The organism is Actinoallomurus acaciae, from assembly GCF_042429965.1.
Taxonomy (GTDB): Bacteria; Actinomycetota; Actinomycetes; order Streptosporangiales; family Streptosporangiaceae; genus Actinoallomurus; species Actinoallomurus acaciae.
The window spans coordinates 1-7,956 of record NZ_JBHLZP010000379.1 but is presented as its reverse complement, the minus strand read 5'-3'; the positions used below and the strand labels follow the sequence as shown (position 1 = coordinate 7,956).

The following is a 7,956-nucleotide window of genomic DNA, read 5'->3' as shown; positions in this document are numbered from 1 at the left end:
CCCGCCCGGAGGTGGTCCCCGCCCGGAGGTGGTCCCCGCCCGGAGGTGGTCCCCGCCCGGAGGTGGTCCCCGCCCGCCCGGGGGGCTCAGCCCACTTCCATTGTCAAGCACTGGAATCCTCGGGCGGAAGACCGGCAGGGCGGCTGTGGATAACCCGTGCGGAGGGCTGGGCTTTCCTCGTGCTGTGTCGGGCTGCTGTATCGGGCTGAGGGCGGGATCCTCCTCGCGCTCTCTCAGGTCGAGGGTCCGGCGCTCCTCGCGCTGTGTCGGGTCGAGAGCGGGGTCCTCCGAGCGCTGTCTCAGGTCGAGGGTGCGGCTCTCCGAGCGCTGTCTCAGGTCGAGGACGCGGCTCTCCCAGCGCTACCTCAGGTCGAGGGCGCGGCTTTCGCCGCGTCGCCTGGCGTCGGAGGGCTCCGTACCCGCCGCTACCAGCGATTTCGTCAACTGCGGCAACCGGGTGAGATTCGGGGAATAGTCCTGCCGCGTCAGGTGATTGGACTCTGGGTGGCCCATTGGGCCGGTCTGCGTCCCATCGACTCCCTTCTGATGCCTTATGACGCTTCAGCCTGTCTCCTTCCGAGTCACCGAACCCCTGAACCTCATCCGCCGCCGGGCTCAGCCGACGGCCGTGCTCGTCGGGCGGCTCACGGCGACCGCCACGGCCGCGTACCTGATCGCTCTGCTGTTGCCCGGCACGACCACCAAGCCGACTCTCGCGCCGTTGACCGCCCTGCTGGTCCTCCAGGTCAGCCTGTACCGGACGATGCGCAGCGCGGTCCAGCGGATCGGCAGCGTGGTCGGGGGCGTCCTGCTCGCCGTCATCCTCGCCATGGTCCTCGGGTTCACCTGGTGGACCCTGGGCCTGGCCATCGGGGCGGCGCTCGTTCTCGGCCATGTGCTGCGCCTCGGGGAGCACATCCTCGAGGTGCCGATCAGCGCGATGCTGATCCTGTCCCTGCCGACCGGCGTCAACGCCACCGACCGGGTGGTGGAGACCTTGGTCGGTGCAGCCGTCGGGCTCGGGGCCGGTCTGGTCCTGTCGCCGGTACGCGTCCAGCCCGCCGAAGAGGCGGTCGAGGACGTCGGGCTCGAGATGGGCCGGCTGCTCCAGGAGATGGCCGACGGGCTGCGTCACACGCCCTCGCACGAGGAGGCCGTCGGCTGGCTGAACCAGGCGCGCACGCTCGGCAAGGAGCTGGGCCGGGTCGACCGTGCCCTCGGCGACGCCGAGGACAGCATCCGGCTCAATCCCCGTGCGACCGGGTTTCCGCACGCGTCCCTCGTGCTCCGTACGGGACTCGACTCCCTGGAGCACCTCTGGATCAGCATCCGCGTCCTCGCGCGCGTCATCGCCGACAGCACGCGTGAGCGCGAGGACCCCACGTTCGGGCGTGCCGCCCAGGAGCACCTCGTGGGCATGCTGGAGGACCTCGCCGCGGCCATGCGCGTGTACGGGCTCGTGATCAGGTCCGAGGTGGCCGGCGACACGGGCCACGCGGACGGCGAGCTCCGGAGGAGCCTGGGCCGGGCCGAGCACCATCGCGACCTGCTGGCCGAGGAACTGCTGAGGATGCCCGCCGGCGACCCCGGCGAGTGGTCGCTGCGCGGCGAACTGCTGGCCCACCTGGACCGGCTGAGGGACCAGCTCCGGGTGGAGCATCGTACGCACGCCCGGCAGAGCCGGTCGCACCGTCTGCCGGTGCGGCGCCCGCAGGTAGCGGGCGGGTCCCGTCGCAGGGTTTCGCGTCGGGCGTCCTGGCGGGGTTCCCGCCGTTCTCAGCCGCGCCCGCATGGTGCAATCTGAGCGGACCTCCGCCGACATGCCCGGATCGTCATTTGTCTCCGGCGGGTTTTCGGCCGGAGATGCGCTTTCGAACCAGGCCGAGCGGCTTTATACGGTGATCGACCGATAAGAAGGCGATCGGCCCTACGCCGCAAGTCGAGCGTCTTCACGGTGAAAAGTGACATCTGCTCGCTATGCGGCGCGACGTCCCTGGCCGACCCGCCTCGGCATCCGCGTACGTCCGGCGTCCGTAGGCAGCGGAATGTCGTGCCGTGTCGTAAAAGTGAACCGACGAAAGCGGCTCCGACACCCTCTTCTCATCGTCTACCGCGCCACAACGACCCTTTGCGCTACGACCCGCCTTAGCGACCTACAAAGCCGGACAAGAAGCACCAATCCACGTCTCACGACGGACGAAATCGGCCGTTCTCCTAAGCGGCATGATCTGCACCGTAATCATTAGCTCAAGAGGATAGTGATCTTGGTCGTACTGCCCGCATTGCGGGAATGAGGGGGCTGGTGGCGATGCCGGCAGCCGGGAGGAGTCCGGGCTGCCGCTGACATCTAGGGGGGACCCATGAGGGTCAAGACTCTGACCCTGACAACCGCTTCAGCGGCCGCACTGACCATCGGCTTGGCCTCACCTGCGCTTGCTCTGGCGTCAACGGCCGACATGCTCGGGGCAGTGCACAACCAGACGGGTTTCGGGGCGCACCACCAGGGTGTGCTCCACAACGGGATGCACCAGGTGGCGCTTCCCAAGGGTGACGATGACGACGACGAGGGCGACGACGACGGTGGCGGCGACGACGCCGAGATCGGCGGAGTCCACCGCTCGACCCACCACGGCCCGCGTGGCCTCTGTGGGGTCGGCGGCCACATCGGCGGGCTGGCCCAGGGCTGTGGGGAGGAGTCCGGGGACGACGATGACGACGACGAGGGCCCCGGCGGTGGCGACTATGCCTCCGAGGACAACAACGCCTGCTGTGCCGCAGGGCACGAGCGCGTGACGGTTTCGCGCCCGGCTCCGGCTCCGGCTCCGCGGCGCCACTACATCCCCACGGGTGCGGTGCGCACGGGCTTCGGTGGCACGCAGGGGACGAACGTCCCGCTGGGTGTCGCGGGGATGTCTCTGCTGCTCGGCGGTGCGGGACTCCTCCCGCTGGCCCGCCGGCGTCTCCAGGCCAGTGCCCGTTCCTGATTCATCGGCACGACCGCGTGGCGGCCGTCTCCTTACCGGGACGGCCGCCGCCCTGATCGCGGCGGGCTCGGCGGTCCTGGGGTTCGACGCCTGTCAGAACTCCGGGCCGCCGCGGCCTGCTCCGGACGCGGCCCGGCCACGGGCCGCGGTCCCGTCGTCGGGGACGGTGCTGGCGGCCTCCACCCCGGTCCACGTCGACATCCCGCGGATCGGCGTCCACTCGAAGCTGCTGTCCCTCGGGCTCCAGCACGACGGCACCATCGCCGTGCCGCCCCTGGCCAAGGCGCAGCTCGCGAGCTGGTACGACAAGGGGCCGACACCGGGGGAGCGCGGTCCGGCCGTGATCGTGGGGCACGTCGACACGAAGAAGGGCCCGGCGGTCTTCTTCAAGCTCGGCAAGCTGCGGCCCGGCGACTCCGTCGACGTGACGCGCAAGGACGGCAAGGTGGCGGCGTTCTCGGTGGACTCCGTGGAGAACGTCTCCAAGGCTCATTTCCCGACGAAGCGGGTGTACGGCGAGGTCGGCTTCGCCGGGCTCCGGCTCATCACCTGCGGCGGGGAGTTCAAGGGGCACAGCTACGACGGGAACACGATCGTGTACGGGCACCTCATCGGCCAGCGGCCCCGGTGAACGGCTCTTTCCGACGCGTGGCCTTTCGCTTCCGGACCGGGGATGGTTAACGTAAGTGATGCCGGTCACAGCGAGTCGGGAGGCCATATGCGCATCTCAGAAGTTCTCCGGAGGAAGGGCGGAGAGGTCGCGACCATCGAGCCGGAGGCGACCGTCCGCCACCTGCTCACGCTGCTCGCCGAACACAACATCGGCGCCGTCGTCGTCTCCACGGACGGCACCACGATCGAGGGCATCGTCTCCGAGCGCGACATCGTCCGCAGGCTGGGGGAACGCGGGGCCGGGCTGCTCGACCAGCCGGTCTCATCGATCATGACGGCGACCGTACGGACCTGCGCGCCCAGCGATCATGTCGAGGATCTGCGCGCCACGATGACCGAGCACCGCATCCGTCACGTTCCGGTCGTCCGCGACGGGCGGCTCGCCGGCATCGTCAGCATCGGTGACGTGGTCAAGTCCGCGATCGCGGAGCTGGAGAGCGAGCGCGAGCAACTGGTCGACTACATCAGCCGTTGAACGGCCGTGCCGAGGGCCCGCGGGAGCGCCGCCGCGGGGCCGGCGGCACCATGGAGGGCATGATCGGCCAGCCTTTGACCTTGTACTCCATGGACGGCGTGCGCATCGACGCCGGACACCTGCCCGGCGCGGACGGCCTGTGCGTGGTGCTCGCGCACGGCTTCACCGGCAACCGGCGGCTGCCGGCGCCCCGCCGCATCGCCGCCGCCCTCAACCGCGTCGCCGGCGTGATCGCCATCGATCTTCGCGGGCACGGCCGGTCCGGCGGCCTGTCGACCGCCGGCGATCGCGAGATCCTCGACGTGGACGCCGCCGTGCGCCACGCGCGTCGCCTCGGGTACGAACGCGTGGCCCTGGTCGGCTTCTCGATGGGCGGCATGATCGTCATTCGGCACGCGGCCCTGCTCGGGGGAGTGGACGCCGTCGTGTCGGTCAGTGCGCCCGCCCGCTGGTACTACCGCGACACCAGGCCGATGCGCCGCGCGCACTGGGCGATCGAACGCCGCGCCGGCCGGATCGCCGTACGCATGGCCCGGCGAACGCGCATCACCCCGCGGGGATGGGTGCGAGAGCCCGAGGCGCCCTACACCGTCGCGGGGCGCATTTCTCCCGTGCCGTTCCTGGTGGTGCACGGTGACCGTGACCCTTTTCTTCCGGTCGAACACGCAGAGCAGTTGTACGATGCCGCGGACGAGCCGCGCGAGCTGTGGATCGAGCCCGGCATCGGGCATGCCGAGGGCGCCATGACCCCCGCGCTCATCGGCCGTATCGGCGATTGGGCCGCCGCCCGTTCACGAGAAAACCGCCGTACTCCTTCCTAACCAGGATTGATTACAAAAAGTATTTCCGAGAGTCACTGAGAGCACCGCCGGGAATGCTCTAATCCGCTACCGTTACGCACCATACGGGTAACGGTGACGCGGGTCGCCGGGTGCGCGTGCGGGCGTGCCGTGTGGCGATCCGCCAGGTGCGTGCGCCCGTTCGTGGTTCGGGAGGCGCGGGTGAAGAGGCTGCTGGCGGTGACAGTGGCGCTGGTCGTGCTCGCCGGATGCGGCAGGGACGGTCAGGTGCCCACCTCGGCGCCCGTCGGCCCCTCGCAGTCGAGCACGGTGGCGATGCCCGCGTTCCTGCGGGTGACCGGCCGGCCCACCAGTTCGATGATGGCCGTCGTCTGGCGCAATGGCGTCGCGACGATCACCAGCCGGCTCAGTGGACGGAAGGTCACGATCGCCGGGAAGGCCGGGCACTACACGCGGAACGGGCGGCTCCTGGCCGTGGTCCGGACCTACCGCGACGGCGTACGGCTGAAGGACGCCCAGGGCGTCACCCTCTGGCGCGCCCGCATCTCGCGAACCCAGGTGGAGATCCGGCGCGGTGAGACCGAGGTGCGCTACACGTTCCGGCCGTACGGCGACGACCGGATCATCGTCCGGCAGGGCACCCTCCTCGTCGGGAACGTCCGCGCCGTCGAGAACGGCGCCGAACTGACCGACGCGAGCGGCGTGCGGCAGGGAGTGTCCTCCTCCCGTCCGGGCGACGACATGGCCGTGCTGCTGTGCTCCGAGATCCCCCCGGACCTGCGCGCGATCTTGACCGCGGTCCTCCTTCGCCGCCGCTGACCTGCGGAGTGCGCCCGCCGTACGGTCCCGCGTCAGGACGGGCTCGCCGTACGGCAGTCGATGAGGACATGGCCTGACGGAACCGTCCGGACGTCGGCCACCTCCAGCCCGGCGGCTCCGGCCAGCGGGCGGTAGTCGTCGGGGTGACGCTCCCGCCCGCCGCACAGCACCAGCATGCGCAGGTCCATCTCGGCCGACACGGCGGGAGCGTCGCCGGTGGTGCCGTACCACTCGACGATGACGACGCGACCGGCCTCGCCGGCGGCCTCGGCGCACCGGCGCAGGATCGCGGTGGCCGGCTCGTCGGCCCAGTCGTGCAGGACGCCGCTGAGCAGGTACACGTCCGCGCCGGCCGGCAGCGGGTCGAAGAAGCTCTGCCCGGAGAACTCGCACCGCCCGTCCAGCCTGCGTTCGGCGAGGAACCGGCGCCCCCGGGCGACGGTGTCGGGCAGGTCCACCAGCGTGCCGCGGAGACCGGGGTCGCCGCCCAGCACCTCGGCCAGCAGCGCTCCGGTGCCGCCGCCCACGTCGACGACGTGCCGCACCCCGGACCAGTCGTAGCCGGTGACCGACGTGGTCCGCATCGAGCCCGACATCGTCTCGTCGAACGAGGCCGCCAGCGCCGGGTCGGCGGCGAGGTGGTCCCAGAACGGGGTGCCGAAGACGGTCTCCCACGCGGGCCGGCCGGTGCGGACGGTGTGCATCAGCCCGGTGAACGCCAGGTCCATCCGGCCGCCGAACCCGTCCAGATCCAGCCACAGGCGCATTCGCGACGGGTGGTCCGACCGCAGCAGATCGGCCGTCTCGTTGGTCGTGAACCGGCCGGGCGAGGGCTCGGCGAACACGCCCTGGCGGGTGAGGTGGCGCAGTAGCCGGTGCAGCGCGTCGGCGTCCGTGCCGGTCCGCTCCGCCAGCTCGTCGACGTGCCGGGCGCCGCCGGCCATCAGGTCGGCGAGCCCCAGTGTGGCGGCCACCCGGACCGCCATCGGCGTCGCCAGGTCCATGACCGGAGCCAGCAGCTGCCAGGCCGACGGCTCGCTCTCGTTCGATGTCATGGACCGCACCGTAACCGCGGCGCCCACCGGCCGGCTTGGACGAATGTGACCTGCTCGCGGCCGTCTCCGGCGGGCGGGACCGGCACCGGCCCGGACTCGGCGGCGCCGGCCGGAGCCCGGCTTCTCAGTTCGTTCCGGCGTGGCTCATAATGTAGAACGACGTCCCGTACGACGGAACACCAGGGAGCCGGAATGGACCATGTCGCGATCGAGCGGGCGATCGGGGAGGCGCGTCTGCTGCCCGTACTCCGCACTCCGGACGCCGGTGGAGCCGTACGGGCGGCTTCGACGCTTCTCGATGCGGGCCTCGGTGTCGTCGAGCTCACCGCCACCACGCCCGGCTGGGTGGACGCACTGCGCGAAGTACGGAAGGCGTACCCCGGCGCGGTGCTCGGCGCGGGCACGGTGACCGCCGAGGCCGACGCGCGCCGCGCGGTCGAGGCGGGCGCCGACTTCCTCGTCAGCCCGTACCCGGCCGAGACCGTCCGCGCGTTCGCCGCCGACACGGGCACGGTGTTCCTGGAGGGCGGGTTCACGCCGGGCGAGGTCGCCGCGGCGTCCGGGCGCGGCATCGCCAAGCTGTTCCCCGCGCACGTCGGCGGCCCGGCGTACCTGCGTTCGGTCCTGGCCGTCCTGCCGGGCGCGCGGATCGTTCCGACCGGTGGTATCGGCCTGAGCGAGGTCCGCGCCTACCTCGACGCGGGCGCGTACGCGGTGGGCGTGGGTTCGGAGCTGGTCAGGTCGCCCGACCCGGCCGCGGCGGTACGGGAGCTGCTGGAGGCGCTGTCGTGAACGAGCGGAGCGAAGAGCACGAGTCCCCCGTCGCTCTCCCGGCGAAGGAGGGCTCGTGAAGGGCGATCCGGACGTCGTCGTCATCGGCGAGCCGCTGGTGGAGTTCTCCGCGGCCACGCCGTTGACCAGCGCGGACACGTTTCGTCTGTCGTTCTCCGGCGACGCGCTCAACGCCGCCGTCGCGGCCGCCGCGGCCGGGGCGCACGTCGCGCTGGTCACGCGGACCGGAGAGGACGAGTTCGGCGAACGCCTGATCGCCTTCGCCGAGGCGCACGGCGTCGACACGCGCTGGATGTGGCGCGGGCCGGGCCATTCGGGCGCGTACGCGGTCGGCGCGGACCCGGCGGGCGAGCGCGCCT

At 71.4% G+C, this 7,956-nt stretch carries 9 protein-coding genes; 8 read left to right on the top strand and 1 reads right to left on the bottom strand.

Features of this window, described 5'->3' with window-relative positions:
• The first annotated feature begins 553 nt into the window (after positions 1 to 553).
• The 6 genes from ACFFNX_RS35165 to ACFFNX_RS35140 all read left to right on the top strand — a co-directional run bounded on the left by ACFFNX_RS35165 (position 554) and on the right by ACFFNX_RS35140 (position 5,750).
• Positions 554 to 1,804, top strand: coding sequence for an FUSC family protein (locus ACFFNX_RS35165; RefSeq protein WP_378210243.1), 1,251 nt, complete (start codon positions 554 to 556; stop codon positions 1,802 to 1,804).
• Positions 1,805 to 2,468: 664 nt separating this feature from the next.
• Entirely contained in the window at positions 2,469 to 2,984 is a 516-nt protein-coding gene (locus ACFFNX_RS35160) for a hypothetical protein (protein WP_378210242.1), read from the top strand.
• Complete coding sequence (locus ACFFNX_RS35155; protein WP_378210241.1) at positions 2,971 to 3,615, top strand: class F sortase; 645 nt, start codon at positions 2,971 to 2,973, stop codon at positions 3,613 to 3,615. Before ACFFNX_RS35160 ends, ACFFNX_RS35155 begins: the two co-directional genes overlap by 14 nt.
• An 87-nt stretch (positions 3,616 to 3,702) precedes the next feature.
• Positions 3,703 to 4,131, top strand: coding sequence for a CBS domain-containing protein (locus ACFFNX_RS35150; RefSeq protein ID WP_378210240.1), 429 nt, complete (start codon positions 3,703 to 3,705; stop codon positions 4,129 to 4,131).
• 59 nt (positions 4,132 to 4,190) lie between these two features.
• Positions 4,191 to 4,952: an alpha/beta hydrolase gene (locus ACFFNX_RS35145; RefSeq protein WP_378210239.1), complete on the top strand. Its 762-nt coding sequence runs from the start codon at positions 4,191 to 4,193 to the stop codon at positions 4,950 to 4,952.
• Between the two features lie 180 nt (positions 4,953 to 5,132).
• Positions 5,133 to 5,750 carry a hypothetical protein gene (locus ACFFNX_RS35140; protein ID WP_378210238.1) on the top strand — a complete coding sequence of 206 codons (618 nt, stop codon included), beginning with the start codon at positions 5,133 to 5,135 and terminating at the stop codon, positions 5,748 to 5,750.
• Between the two features lie 32 nt (positions 5,751 to 5,782).
• Here ACFFNX_RS35140 and ACFFNX_RS35135 read toward each other — a convergent pair whose 3' ends face one another.
• Positions 5,783 to 6,805 (bottom strand): methyltransferase, encoded by a 1,023-nt coding sequence (locus tag ACFFNX_RS35135; RefSeq protein WP_378210237.1) that lies wholly within the window; start codon positions 6,803 to 6,805, stop codon positions 5,783 to 5,785.
• Positions 6,806 to 6,997: 192 nt separating this feature from the next.
• Here ACFFNX_RS35135 and ACFFNX_RS35130 point away from each other — a divergent pair, with 192 nt between their 5' ends.
• Both ACFFNX_RS35130 and ACFFNX_RS35125 read left to right on the top strand, forming a co-directional pair.
• Positions 6,998 to 7,597, top strand: coding sequence for a bifunctional 4-hydroxy-2-oxoglutarate aldolase/2-dehydro-3-deoxy-phosphogluconate aldolase (locus tag ACFFNX_RS35130; protein WP_378210236.1), 600 nt, complete (start codon positions 6,998 to 7,000; stop codon positions 7,595 to 7,597).
• A 55-nt stretch (positions 7,598 to 7,652) separates the two neighbouring features.
• On the top strand, positions 7,653 to 7,956 hold a 304-nt coding region (locus tag ACFFNX_RS35125), incomplete at its 3' end, for a PfkB family carbohydrate kinase (protein ID WP_378210235.1).